Below are 20,027 nucleotides of genomic sequence, written 5' to 3' on the forward strand. Positions count from 1 at the left end.
CCCAGTCTCGTCCACGCCGAGGCCGTCGCCGCAAGCGCCCCAGAAGGACACGGCTGTCATTCCCACCGGAACCAGCGGGTCGCGGCCGCCGAGAGGAGCACGGTCCACAGGGCGAGGATGCCGAGGTGGTCCCAGCCGGGCCAGCTGCCGGCCGCGGCCTCGTTGAGGGCCTGGGCGGCGGCGCCGAAGGGCAGCAGTTCGACGATGCGGCCCAGCGTGTCGGGCATGGCCTGGACGGGCAGCCAGACACCCGCGCTGAACATCATCGGGAAGAACACCGCCGAGCCGATGGCGTTGGCGACCTTCGAGGTACGGGAGAGGGCGGAGACCAGGGCGCCGAGGGCGAGCGCGCTCAGGACGGCGAGCAGCAGGGCGAGGGCGTATCCGAAGAGCTGGTGCGGCAGCGCCACGTGGAAGGCGAGGCGGCCCACCGTGAGGGAGAGGACGGCGGAGATCAGGGCGGCCACGCCGTGCAGCCCCATCTGGGCGCCGAGCAGGGCGGACGGGCGGACGGGGGTGGCCGACATGCGGCGCAGGATGCCGCGCTCGCGGTATCCGGTGATGACCGGCGGCATGGCCTGGAGGCCCGCCATGATCATGGAGAGGAGTACGGCGACGGGGACGTAGGCGTCGACGAAGCGGATGCCGCCGAGCGCCTTGTCGGGGTCGCGGAAGCCGGGGATCGAGCCGAGCACGACAAGCAGGACGGTCGGGAACACCATGATCCAGAAGAGTCCGGCGGGCTCGCGCCGGAACAGCCTGGTCTCGGTCTTCAGTACGGCGACGGCGGCCGTACGGGAGGTGCGGGCGGCCCGGGCCGGGCGCGGCGGGGTGAGGGTGGTGGTCATGCCGAGGCCTCCGTCAGATCCAGGAACGCGTCGTCGAGGGTCGCCTCGGAGACGCGGAGTTGGTGGGCGGTGATGTGGTGCCGGGCGAGCAGGGTGATCACGGCGTTGACGGTCTCGTCGGTGCCATGGATGGTCACCCGGCCGTGCTTCTCCTCCACGGCGGCGGCCTGCGGCAGCTCGGTGAGGGCGAAGTCGTCGAGCGGGGCGGAGGGGGTGAAGGAGATGACGGTGGAGCCGGCCGCCCGCCGGATCAGTCCGGAGGGGGTGTCCAGGGCGGCGATCCGCCCCTTGTCGATCACGGCGACCCGGTCGCAGAGGCGCTGGGCCTCCTCCATGAAGTGGGTGACCAGCAGGACGGTCACTCCGCTGCGGCGCACGTCCTCGATCAGCGCCCAGGTGTCGCGGCGGGCGCGCGGGTCGAGGCCGGTGGTGAGCTCGTCGAGCACCACGACGCGCGGGTTGCCGATGAGGGCGAGCGCGATGAACAGGCGCTGCTTCTGTCCGCCGGACAGCTTGGCGAAGCGGGTGTCCAGCTTCTCGCCGAGGCCGAGGCGTTCGGCGAGCGGGCGCCAGTCGGCCGGGTCCGGGTAGAAGGCGGCGTACAGCTCAAGGGACTCGCGGACGGTGAGCTTGGGCTGGAGCTCGCTCTCCTGGAGCTGGGCGCCGAGGATGCGGGTCACCTCGTCGTGGTCGGCGACCGGGTCGTGGCCGGCCACCCGGATCACCCCGGCGTCCGGGACGCGGAGCCCCTCGATGCACTCGACGGTGGTGGTCTTGCCGGCTCCGTTGGGGCCGAGGATGCCGAAGATCTCGCCTTCTTCGACGGCAAAGCTGACGCCGTCGACGGCGGGCCTGCGGCCGTATGTCTTGCGCACTCCGGTGACTTCGATGATTGGCATGCCTTGAGAATCCCGTTCGTCGGGGGTCCGCCACATCGCCCATCGCGCTCGACCCCGCATCAACCGATCGGTTGATCGGCGGTACGACCTCCTGCGCGCCCGCTCCCGGAACGGCTCCCCCTGAGCCGCCCGACCGGTCCTAGGACCAGCGGACCAGTGAGGCCCGTCCGAAACTCGGTGGGCACTGTCAGTGGCCGTCCGTAGGCTCGGCAACGATGCCCGATACACATGCAGCTACCAAGGACCCGTCGGCCACGCGCTCGCTCCTGAGGCTCTGGCCGTATGTACGCCCCGTACGAACTCGCTTGTTCAGTGCGGCATTTGTGGCGATCGTCGCCTCCTGTCTCGGTCTGGTGATCCCGCTCGTACTGAAGTGGATCGTCGACGGGCCGGTGGCCGACCACGACCCCGGCGGGGTGTGGCTCGGCGCGCTGTACCTGCTGCTGCTCGGGGTGGCGGAGGCGGCGCTGTTCGGGTTCCGGCGGTGGCTGGTGGCGCGGCCGCTGGCGAGCGTCGAGGCGGACATGCGGGCCGATCTGTACCGGCATGTGCAGCGGCTTCCGGTCTCCTTCCACGACCGGTGGGCATCGGGCCAGCTCCTGTCGCGCGGCACCACGGATCTCATGCTGCTGCGGATGTTCCTGGCCTTCCCGCTGACGTTCCTCGTCGTCAACGGGGTGACGATCCTGGCCGGGTTCGCGATCCTGCTGTCGCAGCAGTGGAGCCTCGGGCTCGTGCTGCTGGTCCCGGTGATCCCGCTGGTGGCCCTCTGCTCGGTCTTCGAGACCCGGTACTCGCTGGTCGCCCGGCGGGCGCAGGACCAGGTGGGCGACCTGACGACGGTGGTCGAGGAGAGCGTGCTCGGCATCCGGATCATCAAGGGGTTCGGGCAGCACCGCAGTCAGGCGCTGGCCTTCCGTGAACTCTCCCGTCGGCTGCGCGGCACCGAGCTCGCCAAGGCGCGGCTGCTCGCCGGGCTCTGGGGCCTGATCACCACGATTCCCGAACTCGCCATCGGCGCGGCGCTGGTGCTCGGCACGGTGCAGGTGGCCGACGGGGAGCTGTCGGCGGGAACGCTGGTGGCGTTCCTGTCCACGGCGCTGGCCCTGCGGTGGCCGGTGGAGTCGATCGGGTTCCTGCTGGCGATGAGCCAGGAGTCCGCGACGGCGACGGTGCGGTTCTTCGAGGCCATGGACGCGGAGGAGGAGGCCGAGGGCGCCGCCTCCCCCGGCCCCCTCTGCGCCCCGGACCCCGTTCCTCTTTCGTCCGCGGACCGTGCGCCGGAGGCTCTGGCCCCGGACCACCTCGGCATCCGTTTCGAGGAGGTCGTGTTCCGCTATCCCGACGCGGCCCCCGGAACCCCACCGGTCCTCTCCCGGATCGATCTGCACATACGGGCCGGCGAGACCATGGCCCTTGTCGGGGGGACCGGGTCAGGGAAGACCACGCTCACCGCGCTCGTGCCGCGGCTGCACGAGGCCAGTGGGGGGCGGATCACTCTCGACGGTGAGGACATCACGCTCATGCCGCGGGAGCGGCTGCGCGGTCTGGTCTCCGTCGCGTTCGAGGAGCCCACCCTCTTCTCGGCCTCCGTGGGGGACAACGTCCTGATGGGCGGCGGGAGTCCGGACGATCTGGAGCGGGCGCTGGACATCGCGCAGGCCCAGTTCGTACGGCGGCTGCCGCAGGGCGTGGACACGCAGGTCGGGGAGCAGGGGCTCAGCCTGTCCGGCGGGCAGCGGCAGCGGCTCGCGCTGGCTCGGGCGGTCGTGGGGAGGCCGAGGTTCCTGATCCTCGACGACCCGCTGTCGGCCCTGGACGTACACACCGAGGCGCTGGTCGAGGCGGCGCTGCGACGGGTGCTGCAGGACACCACGGCGCTGGTGGTCGCGCACCGCCCGTCCACCGTGATGCTCGCCGACCGGGTCGCCCTGCTGTCGGGCGGACGGATCAGCGCCGTCGGTACGCACCAGGAGCTGCTGCGCGGCAACGCCGAATACGCCTGGCTGATGTCGGGCGCCGAAGAACGTCATGACGGCAAGGGGGAGGACGGGCGATGACGACGACTGTCGGGGAGGAGACCGCCACCGGGGAGGACGAGGCACCCGCTGCCGGCGATCCCTTCGACCGCGACGAGTTGCCCGCGCCGCCGGGGGCGACCGGCGCGCTGCTCAGGGCCCTGCTGCGGCCGCTGCGCAGGCGCGTGGTGATCGCGACGCTGATGCTCGTCGTGCAGCAGGCCGCGGCTCAGGCGGGCCCGCTGCTCGTCGCGTACGCCATCGACCGGGGCGTACCGGCGTTCCGCGCGCACGACTACGGGCCGCTGATCGCGGTGGGCGTCGGGTATCTGGTGTCCGCGCTGGCCTCCGGGTTCTTCCAGTACGCGTTCATCCAGACCTCCGCCCGGGTCAACCAGGACGTGCTGCTCGATCTGCGCGGGCGGATCTTCCGGCACGCGCAGGCGCTGAGCGTGGACTTCCACGAGCGGTACACCTCGGGACGGCTGATCTCGCGGTCCACCACGGACGTCGAGTCGCTGCGGGAGCTGCTCAGCGAGGGCCTGCAGGAGCTGATCGGGGTGATCCTCTCCTCGGTCTACATCTGCGCGATGCTGCTGTGGCTGGACTGGGGCATCGGCGCGCTCGCGGTCGCCTCCTACGTTCCGCTGCACTTCCTGATCCGGCTCTACCAGCGCCGGGCGGGAGCCGTGTTCACCGCCAGGTCCACCGCGATCGCCGCGGTGATCGTCAAGTTCGCGGAGACCCTGAACGGTATTCGGCCGGTGCAGGCCTTCCGGCGCGAGCGGGCCAACGACGCCGAGTTCCAGGAGCTGAACCGCCGTCACCAGCGGACGAACGGCGACGCGATGCTGGAGATGGCGCGCTACGTGGTCGGCTCCCGGCTGGTCGCCAACACGGCGGTCGCGGCGATGGTGCTGTGGGGTGCGACCCGGGTCGCGGACGGCGGCCTGGAGCTGGGTGTGCTCGCGGCCGCGGTGCTGTATCTGCGCCGCCTGTACGACCCGATCGACCGGCTCGGCATGTTCCTCAACTCCTACCAGTCGGCCGCGGCCTCCCTGGAGAAGGTCGCCGGGCTGCTGGCCCAGACCCCGTCCGTCCCGGAGCCCGCGCAGCCGACCGCGCTGCCGGAGCGCGCGGCCGGACTCCCGGGCCGCCGCGTCGAGTTCGAGCAGGTCGGCTTCGGCTACCGGACCGGCGGCGAGGTGCTGCCCCGCTTCGACCTGACCATCCCGGCGGGCCAGACCGTCGCCGTGGTCGGATCGACGGGCGCGGGCAAGTCCACCCTCGCCAAGCTCCTGGCCCGCTTCTACGATCCGACGGCGGGCCGCGTCCTGCTCGACGGCACGGATCTGCGCGAGCTGTCCGTACGGGATCTGCGGCGCGGGGTCGTCATGGTCACCCAGGAGGCGTTCCTGTTCTCCGGCACCGTCGCCGAGAACATCGCGATCGGCCGACCGGACGCCACCCGGGACGAGATCGAGCAGGCCGCGAAGGCGATCGGCGCGCACGACTTCATCGCGGGCCTGCCCGACGGCTACGACACCGACGTACGCAAGCGGGGCGGCCGCATCTCGGCCGGGCAGCGCCAACTGGTGGCCTTCGCACGGGCGTTGCTCGCCGACCCCGCCGTGCTGATCCTCGACGAGGCGACCAGTTCGCTCGACATCCCGGGCGAGCGGGCGGTGCAGCGCGCCATGCACACCGTCCTCAACGGGCGTACGGCGGTGGTGATCGCGCACCGGCTGTCCACGGTCGAGATCGCGGACCGGGTCCTGGTGATGGAACAGGGCCGCGTGGTCGAGGACGGCTCCCCCGCCGACCTGATCGCGGGCACCGGCCGCTTCGCCGACCTGCACCGCGCCTGGCGGGACAGCCTGGCCTGAGGATCACGCCCCGACCTGCGGGTTTCCCGGTACCTGCCGCGTAACGGCCGGAAGGGAGTTCGTAGGATCGGGGCGTGGCAACGGGGACGGGTACCAACTGGGCGGCGCCTACGGAGACGGAGTGGCTGCTGCACTCGGCGGGGCTGCGCGGCGACGTGATGGCCCAGTTGCGGGTGCTCGCCCGCGAGGAGCTCTACATCGCCGCGCCCAAGGCCGAGGTCGACGCGCGGCCCGACCTGATCCGCTGGCCCTCCTACCGGGACGCGTCGGGCTGGCTGTGCAAGCCGGTGCTGACCCGGGGGATGCTGCCGCCGTGGCATCCGGACTGGGTGTTCCACGGCGTCTCGCTCCAGTGGATCGCCGACTCGGGCCTCCTGGACGGGAAGACGCTGCTCGCGGTCAACGCGGGTACCCCGGCCCAGCTGTTCCTGCCCGCCGCCGCCGACCACCTGGCCCTGTGGCGCAGGCTCCACGAGGAGGCCGAGCGCCCCGAGAGGCTGATCGGCCTGCGGCACGGCGCGCTGCGCGGACCGCTCGCGTACGGCCTCGCCTGCGGCGCGCACCTGGCGGTCGGCAACGACGTGCCGTGGAACGAGGTGGGCTCCGTCTACCAGGAGTACACCCGGCAGCTGCGGGTGCTCCGCGAGTCCTGGGACATCACCGACCGGGCGGGCTGGCAGCGGCAGTTGGACTTCCTGCTCGACGCGCGCAACAGCCCGGCCGAGCCCGACTTCGTACTCCGCGTGCGCGAGGAGCTGCGGGCCGGTCTCGACGAGGCGCCGCCCGTCGATCTGTGGCGCGAGACGGCCGCCGGGCACGCCCAGGACATCGGCGTCGGCCATGGCGCCGTCAAGGACATCGAGGAGCTGGTGCGGCGCATCGTCCGGTACGAGGCCCGGTTCCGCGCGGACGGGCTGCTCGCGCCGGACGGCCGGGTCACCACCACCGTCGCCTACGACTACGGGCGGGCCGTGAACCTGGCACGCTGGGGGCTCTCGGCCCGGTTCTGCACCCCGCACGAGGCGGAGCAGGCGATCGTGCACGCGGGCGCGCTCAGCAGGTCGGCGTACCGCTCGTGGGAGGACTTCTCCGCGGGGTACGCACTCGGCCGGGTGCTGCGCTTCGACGAGGAGTCGTACGGCCGCTACTACCAGCAGAACGTCGACGCGCACCGGATCCTGACCGAGCACGAGGCCAGCCCCTGGCGGAACATCCCCTGGCGCTGAGCCCGGCCTTCAGGCCCCCACGGTTCCGTCGACGCCCTCGCGCAGGAGGTCGGCGTGGCCGTTGTGGCGGGCGTACTCGTGGATCAGGTGCAGCATCACCATGCGCAGCGACACGTCCTCGCCCCAGCGCGGCTGGTGGCCCGCGAGGTCGAGGGACTCGGCCTCGCGCTCGATCCGCCGGGAGTGCTCGACCTCGGCCTCCCAGGCGCCGAACGCCTCGGCCCTGGTGGACCCGCTCGCGTCGTACGCCGCCTGAAAGTCGATCTTGTCCGACCACACCATCGGGATGTCCTGGTCCTCGAAGACCCGCCGGAACCAGGTCCGTTCGACCTCGGCCATGTGCCGTACGAGGCCGAGCAGCGAGAGCGTGGACGGCGGCATCGACCGGCTGCGCAGTTCCTCGTCGCCGAGTCCCTCGCACTTCATGGCCAGCGTCGCCCGGTGGTAGTCGAGGAAGGCGCGCAGCATCTCGCGCTCGCTGCCGAAGTGGGGCGGTCCTATGCGGTGGTCGGTCATGGGTGTCGCTCCTCGCGGTGTGATGAGGTGGCCAGCATGACAGCGATGGAGACGATCACGGTTCCGGCCCACCTCCAGGGGTATCCGGGGGTGGCCTTCGGCGGCTATGTGGCGGGCGTGCTCGCCGGGCGGGCGGCGGCCAAGACGGTACGGGTGGACTTCCGGCGGCCTGTGCCGACGGGTGTGCCGGTGCGGCTCGCCGAGACGGCGGACGGCGGCGCCGAGCTGACCTCCCGGGAGGTGGTGCTTGCTCTCGCCGTCCCGGCCGAGCAGAGCGTCGAGGCGCCCGGGGCGCCGTCATGGGCCGAGGCGTCCGCGGCCGGCGACGCCTACCGGGCCGCGCCCCCGTCCGGCAGCGTCGACTGCTTCGGCTGCGGCCTGGACCGCACGCCCGACACGGGCCTGCGCCAGCACTGCGGGCGGGTCCCGGGCCGCGATCTGGTGGCCACGGCCTGGGCCCCCGGTCCCCAGCTCGCCGACCCGGAGGGCCTGTTGCCTCCCGCCCTGGTGTGGGGCGCACTCGACTGCCCGGGCAACGCGGCGGGCCGCCTCCTCGGCACCCAGCGCCCCGGCGCGGTGACGGCCTCCCTCACGGCGACCCTGCTCCGCCCGGTGAAGGTCGGCGAGCAGCTCATCTCGTACGCCTGGATACGCTCCGAGGAAGGCCGCAAACACCACATGGGCGTGGCCCTGGCCTCGGCTTCGGGCGACCTCTGCGCGGTGGCGACGTCGCTGTGGATCGACCCGCGGGCCTGAGGGAGCGGATGCGTTCGCCTGCGGCCCGGCCGGCGCCGACCGGCCGGGCCGCAGCCAAAGCACCCACCCCCACCCTCACCTCCCCGAGGGAGCAGAACCCCCGCCCCGCCGAGCCCTCAGCAGCGTCAGGGCCAGGGCCGCCGCGCCCGCCATCAGCAGGGCCGCGCCCAGCGCCGCGTAGTCCAGGCCCCGCGTGAACGCCGTGAAGGCCGCGTCCAGAGCATCCCCGTGGACGCTCGCCACCGCCCCGCCCAGCGTCTCGCGCGCCGCGGCCGGCGCGTCCGCCATGCCGTGGCGGTAGACCGTGGCCCCCACCGAGCCGAGGACCGCCATCCCCAGCGCGCCGCCCAGCTCCTGCCCGGATTCCAGGACGGCCGCCGCGGACCCGGCCCGCTCGGGCGGGGCCGCGCCCAGGGCGAGTTCGTTGGCCAGGGCCATGGCCGCCACCAGGCCCGAGGTGTAGACGGCGCAGGCGGCGAGGGTGAACCAGAGCGGTGAGTCCGTACGCACCCATGCCAGGGCCCCGAAGCCGCACGCGGAGACCCCGAACCCGCACGCCATGACCGTCCCCCGGTCGAAGCGCCGGGCCAGCACCGCCCCCGCCGGCGCCCCCACGAATGCCCCGGTCGCCGGGACCAGACTCCACAGCGCCGCCTCGAACGGGCTCTTGCCCAGTACCGACTGGAGGTACTGGGTGAGGAACACCGCCATGCCGATGGTCGCCGCGATGGCGAAGAGATTGGCGAGCACCGCGCCGCCGTAGCTGCGCCTCCTCAGCAGTTCCAGGTCGACCAGGGGATGGGCGAGCCTCGACTGGCGCCGGATGAACACGTACAGGAGGCCAGATCCGGCCATGATCATCAGGATGGGTGGCAACTCAACCCCATCGCGGGCCAGTTCCTTGACCCCCTGGATCACGGGGAGCAGCCCGGCCAGGGACAGCACCGCGCTCGGCCAGTCGAAGCGGCCGGACGACGGCTGTTTCACCTCCGGCAGCAGCAGCGGCGCCAGGATCAGCAGCAGAAGCATCGCGGGCAGGTTGATGAGGAACACCGAGCCCCACCAGAAGCGTTCGAGCAGGGCCCCGCTGACGACCGGGCCGAAGGAGATGCCGGCCGTCATGACGCCGGTCCAGGCGGTGACCGCCGTGGCGCGCTGCTTCTCGTCGTGGAAGAGGTTGCGGATCAGGGCGAGCGTGGAGGGCATGAGCGCCGCGCCGCCGACACCGAGCAACGCCCTTACCGCGATGAGAAGTTGGGGCGAGTCGGCATAGGCGGCCGCCACCGAGGCGAGGCCGAACACGCCCGCTCCGGCGAGCACCAGCCTGCGGCGGCCGATGCGGTCACCCAGCGCGCCCATCGTGATGAGCAGCCCCGCGAGCACGAAGCCGTACATGTCGAGGATCCACAGCTGCTGGGTGGAACTGGGCGCCAGGTCCTCGCTGATGAAGGGGATGGCGAAGTAGAGGACGGAGACGTCCATCGAGACGAGGAGCAGCGGCAGCATGAGGACGGCGAGCGCCGTCCATTCCCTGCGCCCGGCGCGCCGCGCGGCCGGGTCCGTACGGCCCGCGAGGGGGCCGGTCGTAGTGTCCATGCCGGGTAGCGAAACAGCCTCGCGCGTACGGCGCCATCGGCGGGCTAGTGCACCCCCGGAACTCCCTTGTATTCACTGGGCATTACGCCGTCCTGCGCACTAGTACACTGCCCGCCGTGACCGAGCAGCCGCCCTACCTCGCCATCGCCGCCGGCATCCGGCGCCGCATCGCTTCCGGGGAGCTCGTGCCCGGCGACCGGGTGCCGTCCACGCGGGCCATCGTGCGCGAGTCGGGGGTCGCGATGGCGACCGCGACCAAGGCGCTCGCCGCCCTCGCGCGCGAGGGCCTGGTGCGGGCGGTGCCGGGGGTCGGCACGGTGGTCGCCGAGGCGCGCCCGGCGCGCGCCCAGGACGAAGCGGCGCCTTTGAGCCGCGAGGCCGTGGTGGCCACCGCCGTCCGGATCGCGGACGCCGAGGGCCTGGCCGGGCTCTCGATGCGGCGGGTGGCCGGCGACCTCGGGACGTCCACGATGGCGCTGTACCGGCACGTGCCGAACAAGGGCGAGCTCGTACGGCTGATGACGGACGTGGGGTTCAAGGAGGCGCACCCGGGGCGGCCGGTCGGGGACTGGCGGGCCCAACTCGCGCACGCGGCACGGCAGTTGTGGGCGGCTTACCGCAGGCACCCGTGGATGGCACGGGCGATGGCGTCGTTCATCCGGCCCGATCCCATGCCCGAGGCGATGAAGTACACGGAGTGGATCCTGCGGGCCCTGCGCGGCACCAGCCTGGGTGTGCACCAGGTCATGCACGCGCATCTGACCCTGATCGCCTTCGTCCAGGGTCTGGGCGTGGCCATGGAGCTGGAGGGGCACGCGCTCCAGGACACCGGCGTCTCCAACGACGAATGGATGGACCGGAACGGGGGGCGGTTTGCGGCCATCGTGTCGGGCGGCGGCTACCCCGTCCTGACCTCCATCTTCGAACACGAACCGTTCGAGCTGGACTTGGACTCGCTCTTTGGTTTCGGGCTCGACCGACTCCTCGACGGCATCGCCGTCATCATTGCCGAAACGTCCGGTTAACGAACGGCGACCTTCGGACAACGGACGTTTTTCGGCCAACTTGTTGACGCGCTCCTGACATTAGTTCTCATCTGCTGGCACTCTCTCCCCGTTCCACGCACAAAGTTTTCACGCACAACACTTTGTTGCCGCACTCGCTCCGCACAGCTCTGCCCGGCCGACCCCACCCAGTCGACCGGAACCCCCTCGCAGAAGGAGTTCGCGTGAGATCCACGCACCGTCGTCGTGCCACCGCCACCGGCGCCCTGATCGCCGCAGCCGCCATGCTCAGTGTCGGCGTCCAGGCAGGTAGCGCCAGCGCACGCCCCGACGACTCCGCGGCCACCGCGGCCCTCAAGGCCCAGGCGGTACGCAACCCGGGCGCCCTGCCCGCAAGCCTCAGCCCCTCCCAGCGCGCCGAGCTCATACGCCAGGCCACGGCCACCACGGCGGCCACGGCCAAGGAACTCGGGCTCAGCGCGCAGGAGAAGCTCGTCGTCCACGATGTGTCCAAGGACCAGGACGGCACCACGCACACCCGCTACGAGCGCACCTACGACGGTCTGCCCGTCCTCGGCGGCGACCTGATGGTCGACACCGCGGCCGGCAAGACCAAGGACGTCCTCAAGGCGAACAACGCGGCTCTGAAGGGCATATCCACCGCTGCCCCCGCCAACGCCCCGGCCACCGCCGAGGGCCTGGCCGTCAAGGCCGCCAAGGCCGCCGGCTCGAAGGCGGACAAGGCCGACAGCGCCCGCAAGGTCATCTGGATGGTCAAGGGCGCGCCGACCCTCGCGTACGAGACGGTCGTGGGCGGGCTGCAGGACGACGGCACCCCGAACCAGCTGCACGTCATCACGGACGCCAAGACGGGCGCCAAGCTGCACCAGTGGCAGGGCATCGAGACGGGTGTCGGCAACACCCACTACAGCGGCCAGGTCACGCTCGGCACCTCGCAGTCCGGGTCGAACTACACCCTGACCGACGCCGGGCGCGGCGGGCACAAGACGTACAACCTGAACCACGGTTCGTCCGGTACGGGCTCGCTGTTCACCCAGACCAACGACACCTGGGGCGACGGCACCAACTCCAACGCCGCGACGGCGGGTGCGGACGCCGCCTACGGCGCCGGCGAGACCTGGGACTTCTACAAGAACGTCTTCGGCCGCAGCGGCATCCGCGGCGACGGCGTCGGCGCGTACTCCCGCGTCCACTACGGCAACGCCTACGTGAACGCGTTCTGGGACGACAGCTGCTTCTGCATGACGTACGGCGACGGCTCGGGCAACAACGACCCGCTGACCTCGCTGGACGTGGCCGGCCACGAGATGACGCACGGCGTCACCGCCGCCACCGCGGGCCTGAACTACGCCGACGAGTCGGGCGGCCTCAACGAGGCCACCTCCGACATCATGGGCACGTCGGTGGAGTTCTACGCGAACAACGCCTCGGACCCGGGTGACTACCTCATCGGCGAGAAGATCAACATCAACGGTGACGGCACCCCGCTGCGCTACATGGACAAGCCGAGCAAGGACGGCGGCTCCGCGGACAGCTGGTACTCCGGCGTCGGCAACCTCGACGTCCACTACTCCTCGGGCCCCGCGAACCACTGGTTCTACCTGGCCTCCGAGGGCAGCGGCGCCAAGGTCATCAACGGCGTGAGCTACGACTCGCCGACCTCCGACGGCCTGCCGGTCACCGGCATCGGCCGCGACAAGGCCCAGCTCATCTGGTACAAGGCGCTGACCACGAAGTTCAACTCCAGCACGGACTACGCGGGCGCCCGCGCGGGCACCATCGCCGCGGCGACCGAGCTGTACGGCGCGAACAGCGCCGAGGTCACCAACATCACCAACGCCTGGGCGGCCATCAACGTCGGCGCCCGCGCCGGCGGCGGCGACCCCGGCGGCAAGGTCTTCGAGTCCACCGCGAGCGTGGCCATCCCGGACTACCCGGGCGCTGCGGTCACCGACCCGGTCACCGTCTCGGGCATCACCGGCAACGCGCCGTCCGCCCTCAAGGTCGGCGTGAAGATCACCCACACCTACATCGGTGACCTCCAGATCGACCTGGTGGCCCCGAACGGCACCTCGTTCCGTCTGCAGAGCTCTTCCTCGGACTCGACGCGGAACCTCGACAAGACGTACACCGTGAACGCCTCCAGCGTCGCGGCGAACGGCGTGTGGAAGCTGAAGGTCCAGGACAAGGCGCGGCAGGACGTCGGCACCATCACCGACTTCAAGCTCTCCTTCTGAACTCCCGCCGGAACCGGTGAGGTTCATCCTCTGGAAGCTCACCTTCTGACCAGGCGGCTGGCCGGAAAGTGAAGGTGCCCGGAGCCCACGAGGCTCCGGGCACCGCCCATGTCCGCAGGGACACTTTGGGACACGCAGGGATACGCGGCTCAGCGCATGAGCACGCCCGCGCCCTCCCCGGTCGCCTCCGTCGGGCCCGCCATCAGGCCGAGCTCCGCGTGGGTGGCCAGGTGGCGGTGGGCGGGCAGCACACGGACCGTGTAGCCGAACGGGCCCGTGCGGTCGAGCGCGAGGGGGCCCTCGTACATCCAGCGGCCCTCCAGGTCCGGGCCGCCCGCCGGTTTCAGCGGGAAGGTCGCCGCGTCCGCGATGGTGTCGGCCGCGTCCACCCGGCCTGCCACCGCCTGCACGTCGACGTCGTCGGGCCCGAGCTCGCCGAGTGCGACGCGGACCCGCAGCGCGAGGGTGGAGCCGAGCTCCGCGGTGCCGTTGGGGGCCGCTGCCGCCGGGGCCAGGGCCTCGACGTGGTCGACCGCGACCCGCGGCCAGGCGCCCCGCACCCGCCCCTTCCAGTGCGCCAGCTCCCTTGCCGTGGCGGGATCCAGGGCCCGGTGGGCCGCGGCGGCGGGCGCGTACAGACGGGTCACGTACTCGCGCACCATCCGCCCGGCGAGCACCTTGGGGCCCAGGGTGGTGAGGGTCTGGCGGACCATTTCGATCCAGCGGTCGGGCAGCCCCGCCGGGCCCCGGTCGTAGAAGCGCGGGGCGACCCGGTCCTCGATGAGGTCGTACAGCGCGTTGGCCTCCAGCTCGTCGCGCCGGTCCTCGTCGGTGGACGCGCCGTCGGCGGTCGGGATGGCCCAGCCGAAGTCGGGCTCGAACCACTCGTCCCACCAGCCGTCCAGGACGGACAGGTTGAGGCAGCCGTTGAGGGCCGCCTTCATGCCACTCGTCCCGCAGGCCTCCAGGGGCCGCAGCGGGTTGTTGAGCCATACGTCGCAGCCCGGGTAGAGCTTCTTCGCCATGCCCATGCCGTAGTCGGGCAGGAACACGATCCGGTGCCGCACCCTCGGGTCGTCGGCGAACTTCACCAACTCCTGCACGAGCCGCTTGCCGCCGTCGTCCGCGGGATGCGCCTTTCCGGCGACGACGATCTGCACCGGCCGCGTCGGATGCAGCAGCAGCTCCATCAGACGGTCCCGGTCGCGCAGCATCAGCGTGAGCCGCTTGTACGAGGGGACGCGCCGGGCGAAGCCGATGGTGAGCACGTCGGGGTTCAGCACCCCGTCGATCCAGCCGAGCTCGGCCGAGCCCGCGCCGCGCTGGCGCCAGGAGGCCCGCAGCCGCTCGCGGGCCTCGACGACGAGCTGTTCGCGCAGTTCCCTGCGCAGCTCCCAGATCTCGGAGTCCGGGATGTCGGCGACCGCGTCCCAGCGCTCGGAGCCGCCGACGGTCAGCGCGTCCTCGGTGCGGCCCGCGCCGATCTGGCGGGCGCCGAGCCGGAAGACCTCGGGCGCGACCCAGGTCGGGGCGTGCACGCCGTTGGTGACGGAGGTGATCGGCACCTCCTGCGCGTCGAACCCCGGCCACAGGCCCGCGAACATCTCGCGGCTGACCGCGCCGTGCAGGGTCGAGACCCCGTTGGCGCGCTGCGCGAGCCGAAGGCCCATGACGGCCATGTTGAAGAGGTTGGGCTCGCCGCCGGGGTAGGTCTCCATGCCGAGCTGGAGGATCTGCTCGACGGGCACCCCGGGCAGCTCGCCGTCGTCGCCGAGGTGGCGGGCGACCAGCTCGCGGTCGAACCGGTCGATTCCGGCCGGCACCGGGGTGTGGGTGGTGAACACGGTCCCGGACCGCACCGATTCGAGCGCGGCGTCGAATTCCAGCCCTTCGCCCGCGAGCTCACGGATGCGTTCGAGCCCGAGGAAGCCGGCGTGGCCCTCGTTGGTGTGGAACACCTCGGGCGCGGGGTGCCCGGTGAGCCGGCAGTACGTCCGCACCGCGCGCACCCCGCCGATGCCGAGCAGCATCTCCTGGAGCAGCCGGTGCTCGCTGCCGCCGCCGTAGAGCCGGTCGGTGACGTCGCGTTCGCCGGGTGCGTTCTCCTCGACGTCCGAGTCGAGCATGAGCAGCGGCACCCGGCCGACCCGGGCCTGCCAGATGGTGGCGTGCAGGGCGCGGCCGCCGGGCAGCGCGAGGGAGACCCTGGCCGGGGTGCCGTCCTCCTCGCGCAGCAGCGAGACGGGCAGCTCATTGGGGTCGAGCAGGGGGTAGTGCTCCTGCTGCCAGCCCTCGCGCGAGAGCGACTGGCGGAAGTAGCCGTGCCGGTAGAGCAGGCCGACGCCGATGAGCGGCACGCCGAGGTCGCTGGCGGATTTGAGGTGGTCGCCGGCGAGGATGCCGAGGCCGCCGGAGTACTGCGGCAGGGCCGCGGTGATGCCGAATTCGGGAGAGAAGTAGCCGATGGCGCAGGGGAGTTCGCCGCTCTGCTCCTGGTACCAGCGGCGGCCGTGCAGATAGTCGTCGAGGTCGTCGGCGGCGGCGGTGAGTCTGCGCAGGAAGCGGCGGTCCTGGGCGAGCGAGTCGAGGCGGGCGGCGCTGACGGCGCCGAGCAGCCGCACCGGGTCCTCACCCGCCTCCCGCCAGCCGTCGGGGTCCACGGACTGGAAGAGTTCTCTGGTCTCGGTGTGCCAGGACCAGCGCAGATTGCGCGCGAGGTCGCTGAGCGGCCGGAGGGCGTCGGGCAGGACAGGGCGCACGGTGAATCGACGGATTGCCTTCACGCTTCCACCTTTGCAGGGGACCTACGTACCGGGGTGGGCACACCGCGATGTGCGCCCCTCCTTCACACCCGAAGGTAGTGCCGGTGCGCCCTCGTCAACCACAGCGCCTCGCGGCCCGGGCCCACCGATTTCGACCACTGCCTGACGGAGCATCACATGACCTACGGGTAGGCAAAGTTTGGGCCGTTGCCGACGAAAGCCGCGGCGCTTTCCTTGTCTGAACCGTTACGCGCAGGTAGTTAACAAACTGCCGGAATGCCCACCCGTACGCCGTGGAAGGCTCCCCCGGTAACGCATTCCCGCAGTCTCTCCCGCACGCCATTCGAGTGAACGCGGACAGGAGCGGCCATGCCCGCAGCCGGTCAGCCGTCAACGGAGCAGATAAAAAGGACAGATTCCCGCAAACGCGGCAAACCCTACCAATCACCCGCAGGTGAGCCCGTGAACCCGAACCCGTCAATCGGCCGCATCCCCGTGCTCGACGTACACCCTGCCGTCGAGTGCGGCACAAGGCCCGCGAAGGCGGTGGCAGGGGAGAGCTTCCAGGTCACCGCCACCGTCTTCCGCGAGGGCCATGACGCCGTCGCCGCCAATGTCGTCCTGAGAGACCCGGGAGGAAGGCCGGGCCCCTGGACCCCGATGCGAGAGCTCGCCCCCGGCACCGACCGCTGGGGCGCCGAGATCACCCCGGCCGCCGAGGGCCGCTGGACGTACACCGTCGAGGCCTGGAGCGATCCGGTCGCGACCTGGCGCCACCACGCCGCCATCAAGATCCCGGCCCGCCAGGACACCGAGCTCGTCCTCGCGGAGGGCGCCGCGCTGTACGAGCGGGCCGCGGCCGGGGTGCCCAAGGCCAAGGGCCGCGAGGCGGTGCTCGCCGCGGTGGACGCCCTGCGCGACACGAGCCGTACGCCGAGGAAACGGCTCGCGGCCGCCCTCGCCCCGGCCGCGGTGGCCGCCCTCGCGGCGCACCCGCTGCGCGAGCTCGTCACCTCCTCGGCGCCCATGCCCCTGCTCGTCGAGCGCGAGCGCGCCCTGTTCGGGTCCTGGTACGAGCTGTTCCCGCGCTCGGAGGGGGCGGTGGTCCCCCAGGGCGGCCCGCCGGTGTCCGGCACCTTCCGCACCGCGGCCGAGCGGCTTCCCGCGGTCGCCGCGATGGGCTTCGACGTCGTCTATCTGCCGCCCATCCATCCCATTGGCTCCACGCACCGCAAGGGCCCCAACAACAGTCTGAAGGCCGGGCATCAGGACGTCGGTGTGCCCTGGGCGATCGGCTCGGCCGACGGCGGGCACGACGCCGTCCACCCCGACCTCGGCACCCTCGACGACTTCGACGACTTCGTGGCCACCGCCCGCGACCTGCGCCTGGAGGTGGCCCTCGACTTCGCCCTCCAGTGCTCCCCCGACCACCCGTGGGTCGACAAACACCCCGAGTGGTTCCACCACCGGGTGGACGGCACGATCGCGTACGCCGAGAACCCGCCGAAGAAGTACCAGGACATCTACCCGATCTCCTTCGAGCAGGACATGCCGGGCCTCATCGAGGAGACGGTGCGGCTGCTGCGGTTCTGGATGGGGCACGGCGTACGGATCTTCCGGGTCGACAATCCGCACACCAAGCCGGTGGTCTTCTGGGAGAAGGTCATCGCCGAGATCAACGGCACCGACCCTGACGTGATCTTCCTGGCCGAGGCGTTCACCCGGCCCGCGATGATGCGCACCCTCGCCAAGATCGGCTTCCAGCAGTCGTACACCTACTTCACATGGCGCAACACCCGGCACGAACTCACGGAATACGTCACCGAGCTGGCGAGCGAGACCGCGCCCTACATGCGGCCCAATTTCTTCGTGAACACCCCGGACATCCTGCACGGCTACCTCCAGGAGGGCGGCCGTCCCGCCTTCGAGGTGCGGGCCGTGCTCGCCGCGACGCTCTCCCCCACCTGGGGCGTCTACGCCGGATACGAACTGTGCGAGAACACCCCGGCCAAGCCCGGGAGCGAGGAGTACCTGAACTCCGAGAAGTACCAACTGAGGCCCCGTGACTGGGAGTCGGCCGAGCGCGAGGGCCGCTCCATCGCCCCGCTCATCACCTCGCTGAACCGCATCAGGCGCCGCCACCCGGCGCTGCGTCAGCTGCGCTCGGTCCACTTCCACGACACCGGCAACGACGCGCTGATCGCGTACAGCAAGCGCGCGGGGCCGAACACCGTACTAGTGGTCGCCAACCTCGACCCCCACCACACCCAGGAGGCCACGGTCTCGTTGGACATGCCGGAACTCGGCCTCGCATGGGACGAGTCCTTCCCGGTGCGCGACGAGCTCACCGGTGAGACCTATCACTGGGGCAGGGCCAACTACGTGCGTCTGGAGCCGGGCCGGGCACCCGCGCACATCCTGGTCCTGCGACCGTCCCCGCCGATCGGAGGGTCACCCACACCATGATCGTCAACGAGCCCGTCCACGACACCTTCGAGGACACCCCCGCCAAGGACCGCGACCCCGAGTGGTTCAAGCGAGCGGTGTTCTACGAGGTGCTCGTGCGGTCCTTCCAGGACAGCAACGGCGACGGCGTCGGGGATCTCAAGGGCATCACCGCCAAGCTGGACTATCTCCAATGGCTGGGCGTCGACTGCCTCTGGCTGCCGCCGTTCTTCAAATCCCCGCTGCGTGACGGCGGCTATGACGTCTCGGACTACACCGCGGTCCTGCCCGAGTTCGGCGATCTCGCCGACTTCGTGGAATTCGTGGACGCCGCCCACCAGCGCGGCATGCGCGTGATCATCGACTTTGTCATGAACCACACCAGCGACCAGCATCCGTGGTTCCAGGAGTCGCGCAAGGACCCGCAGGGCCCCTACGGCGACTACTACGTCTGGGCCGACGACGACAAGCAGTTCCAGGACGCCCGGATCATCTTCGTCGACACCGAGACGTCGAACTGGACCTTCGACCCGGTCCGCAAGCAGTACTACTGGCACCGCTTCTTCTCCCACCAGCCGGACCTCAACTACGAGAACCCGGCCGTGCAGGAGGAGATCGTCTCCGCCCTGCGCTTCTGGCTCGACCTCGGCATCGACGGGTTCCGCCTCGACGCGGTGCCCTACCTGTACCAGCAGGAGGGAACCAACTGCGAAAACCTTCCGGCAACGCATGAGTTCCTCAAGCGGGTACGGGCCGAGATCGACGCGAGCTATCCCGACACGGTGCTGCTCGCCGAGGCCAACCAGTGGCCCGAGGACGTCGTCGACTACTTCGGCGACTTCGCCAAGGGCGGCGACGAGTGCCACATGGCCTTCCACTTCCCGGTGATGCCGCGCATCTTCATGGCGGTGCGCCGCGAGTCCCGCTACCCGGTCTCGGAAATCCTGGCCAAGACCCCGGCCATCCCGCGCAACGCCCAGTGGGGCATCTTCCTGCGCAACCACGACGAGCTCACCCTCGAAATGGTCACGGACGAAGAGCGCGACTACATGTACGCCGAGTACGCCAAGGATCCCCGGATGCGCGCCAACATCGGCATCCGGCGCCGGCTCGCCCCGCTGCTCGACAACGACCGCAACCAGATCGAGCTGTTCACCGCGCTGCTGCTCTCGCTGCCCGGCTCGCCGATCCTGTACTACGGCGACGAGATCGGCATGGGCGACAACATCTGGCTCGGCGACCGCGACGCGGTGCGCACCCCGATGCAGTGGACCCCGGACCGCAACGCGGGCTTCTCCTCCTGCGACCCGGGCCGGCTCTATCTGCCCACGATCATGGATCCGGTCTACGGCTACCAGGTGACGAACGTCGAGGCGGCCATGGCCTCGCCGTCCTCGCTCCTGCACTGGACCCGGCGGATGATCGAGATCCGCAAGCAGAACCACGCCTTCGGGCTCGGCTCGTACACCGAGCTGATGTCGTCGAACCCGGCCGTCCTCGCCTTCCTGCGCGAGTCCGGCGACGACCTGGTGCTGTGCGTGCACAACTTCTCGCGCTTCCCGCAGCCCACCGAGCTCGATCTGAGGGCGTTCAACGGGATGCATCCGGTGGAGCTGATCGGCGGGGTGCGCTTCCCGGCGATCGGCGAGTGGCCGTATCTGCTCACCCTGGCCGGCCACGGCTTCTACTGGTTCCGGCTGCGGAAGGACCCCGCCGTCACTTGACCCGTAGCCCCGGGCGGAGCGGTTTTGGCCGCTCCGCCCGGGGCACTCTGAACCCCGAACCCCGCGCGCCGCCGGACAGCTTCTGTTGC

At 71.1% G+C, this 20,027-nt stretch carries 13 protein-coding genes; 8 read left to right on the forward strand and 5 right to left on the reverse strand.

The features are described 5' to 3' along the window. Nucleotides 1-56 precede the first annotated feature (56 nt). Nucleotides 57-848 carry an ABC transporter permease gene (locus ABD346_RS20220; protein ID WP_344376601.1) on the reverse strand — a complete coding sequence of 264 codons (792 nt, stop codon included), beginning with the start codon at nt 846-848 and terminating at the stop codon, nt 57-59. Further along, complete coding sequence (locus ABD346_RS20225; RefSeq protein WP_344376603.1) at nt 845-1,747, reverse strand: ABC transporter ATP-binding protein; 903 nt, start codon at nt 1,745-1,747, stop codon at nt 845-847. The genes ABD346_RS20220 and ABD346_RS20225 overlap by 4 nt, the downstream gene beginning before the upstream one ends. A 215-nt stretch (nt 1,748-1,962) precedes the next feature. Between ABD346_RS20225 and ABD346_RS20230 the strand changes: the two genes are divergently transcribed. The 3 genes from ABD346_RS20230 to ABD346_RS20240 all read left to right on the forward strand — a co-directional run bounded on the left by ABD346_RS20230 (nt 1,963) and on the right by ABD346_RS20240 (nt 6,877). Next, on the forward strand, nt 1,963-3,807 hold the full coding sequence (locus ABD346_RS20230; protein WP_344376604.1) for an ABC transporter ATP-binding protein: 1,845 nt from the start codon (nt 1,963-1,965) through the stop codon (nt 3,805-3,807). Then, a complete protein-coding gene (locus ABD346_RS20235; RefSeq protein WP_344376605.1) occupies nt 3,804-5,651 on the forward strand; it encodes an ABC transporter ATP-binding protein in 1,848 nt (615 codons plus the stop codon). The genes ABD346_RS20230 and ABD346_RS20235 overlap by 4 nt, the downstream gene beginning before the upstream one ends. 74 nt (nt 5,652-5,725) lie before the next feature. After that, nucleotides 5,726-6,877, forward strand: a complete 1,152-nt coding sequence (locus tag ABD346_RS20240; protein WP_344376607.1) for a DUF1266 domain-containing protein — start codon at nt 5,726-5,728, stop codon at nt 6,875-6,877. Nucleotides 6,878-6,886: 9 nt separating this feature from the next. Here ABD346_RS20240 and ABD346_RS20245 read toward each other — a convergent pair whose 3' ends face one another. Continuing rightward, the gene (locus tag ABD346_RS20245; RefSeq protein ID WP_344376608.1) at nt 6,887-7,393 is read right to left on the reverse strand and encodes a DinB family protein; all 507 of its coding nucleotides are present in this window, start codon (nt 7,391-7,393) and stop codon (nt 6,887-6,889) included. A gap of 36 nt (nt 7,394-7,429) precedes the next feature. Between ABD346_RS20245 and ABD346_RS20250 the strand changes: the two genes are divergently transcribed. Next, nucleotides 7,430-8,149 carry a PaaI family thioesterase gene (locus ABD346_RS20250; RefSeq protein WP_344376609.1) on the forward strand — a complete coding sequence of 240 codons (720 nt, stop codon included), beginning with the start codon at nt 7,430-7,432 and terminating at the stop codon, nt 8,147-8,149. A gap of 75 nt (nt 8,150-8,224) precedes the next feature. Here ABD346_RS20250 and ABD346_RS20255 read toward each other — a convergent pair whose 3' ends face one another. Continuing rightward, entirely contained in the window at nt 8,225-9,745 is a 1,521-nt protein-coding gene (locus ABD346_RS20255) for an MFS transporter (RefSeq protein ID WP_344376610.1), read from the reverse strand. A gap of 116 nt (nt 9,746-9,861) precedes the next feature. Between ABD346_RS20255 and ABD346_RS20260 the strand changes: the two genes are divergently transcribed. Together ABD346_RS20260 and ABD346_RS20265 are read left to right on the forward strand one after the other, a co-directional pair. Continuing rightward, nucleotides 9,862-10,770 (forward strand): TetR/AcrR family transcriptional regulator C-terminal domain-containing protein, encoded by a 909-nt coding sequence (locus ABD346_RS20260; protein WP_344376612.1) that lies wholly within the window; start codon nt 9,862-9,864, stop codon nt 10,768-10,770. Nucleotides 10,771-10,973: 203 nt separating this feature from the next. Continuing rightward, entirely contained in the window at nt 10,974-13,007 is a 2,034-nt protein-coding gene (locus ABD346_RS20265) for a M4 family metallopeptidase (protein ID WP_344376613.1), read from the forward strand. Nucleotides 13,008-13,156: 149 nt separating this feature from the next. Here the strand turns inward: ABD346_RS20265 and glgP are convergent, their stop codons facing one another. Then, on the reverse strand, nt 13,157-15,790 hold the full coding sequence (gene glgP, locus ABD346_RS20270; RefSeq protein ID WP_344376615.1) for an alpha-glucan family phosphorylase: 2,634 nt from the start codon (nt 15,788-15,790) through the stop codon (nt 13,157-13,159). Nucleotides 15,791-16,138: 348 nt separating this feature from the next. On the opposite strand from glgP, the gene ABD346_RS20275 reads away from it, so the two are divergent. Both ABD346_RS20275 and treS read left to right on the forward strand, forming a co-directional pair. Beyond that, nucleotides 16,139-18,235: an alpha-1,4-glucan--maltose-1-phosphate maltosyltransferase gene (locus ABD346_RS20275; protein ID WP_344376616.1), complete on the forward strand. Its 2,097-nt coding sequence runs from the start codon at nt 16,139-16,141 to the stop codon at nt 18,233-18,235. Beyond that, a complete protein-coding gene (gene treS, locus ABD346_RS20280) occupies nt 18,232-19,938 on the forward strand; it encodes a maltose alpha-D-glucosyltransferase (protein ID WP_344376617.1) in 1,707 nt (568 codons plus the stop codon). Before ABD346_RS20275 ends, treS begins: the two co-directional genes overlap by 4 nt. Nucleotides 19,939-20,027: the final 89 nt, after the last annotated feature.

The sequence above is a fragment of the Streptomyces mauvecolor genome (genome assembly GCF_039532965.1).
In the GTDB taxonomy this organism is placed as follows: domain Bacteria; phylum Actinomycetota; class Actinomycetes; order Streptomycetales; family Streptomycetaceae; genus Streptomyces; species Streptomyces violascens.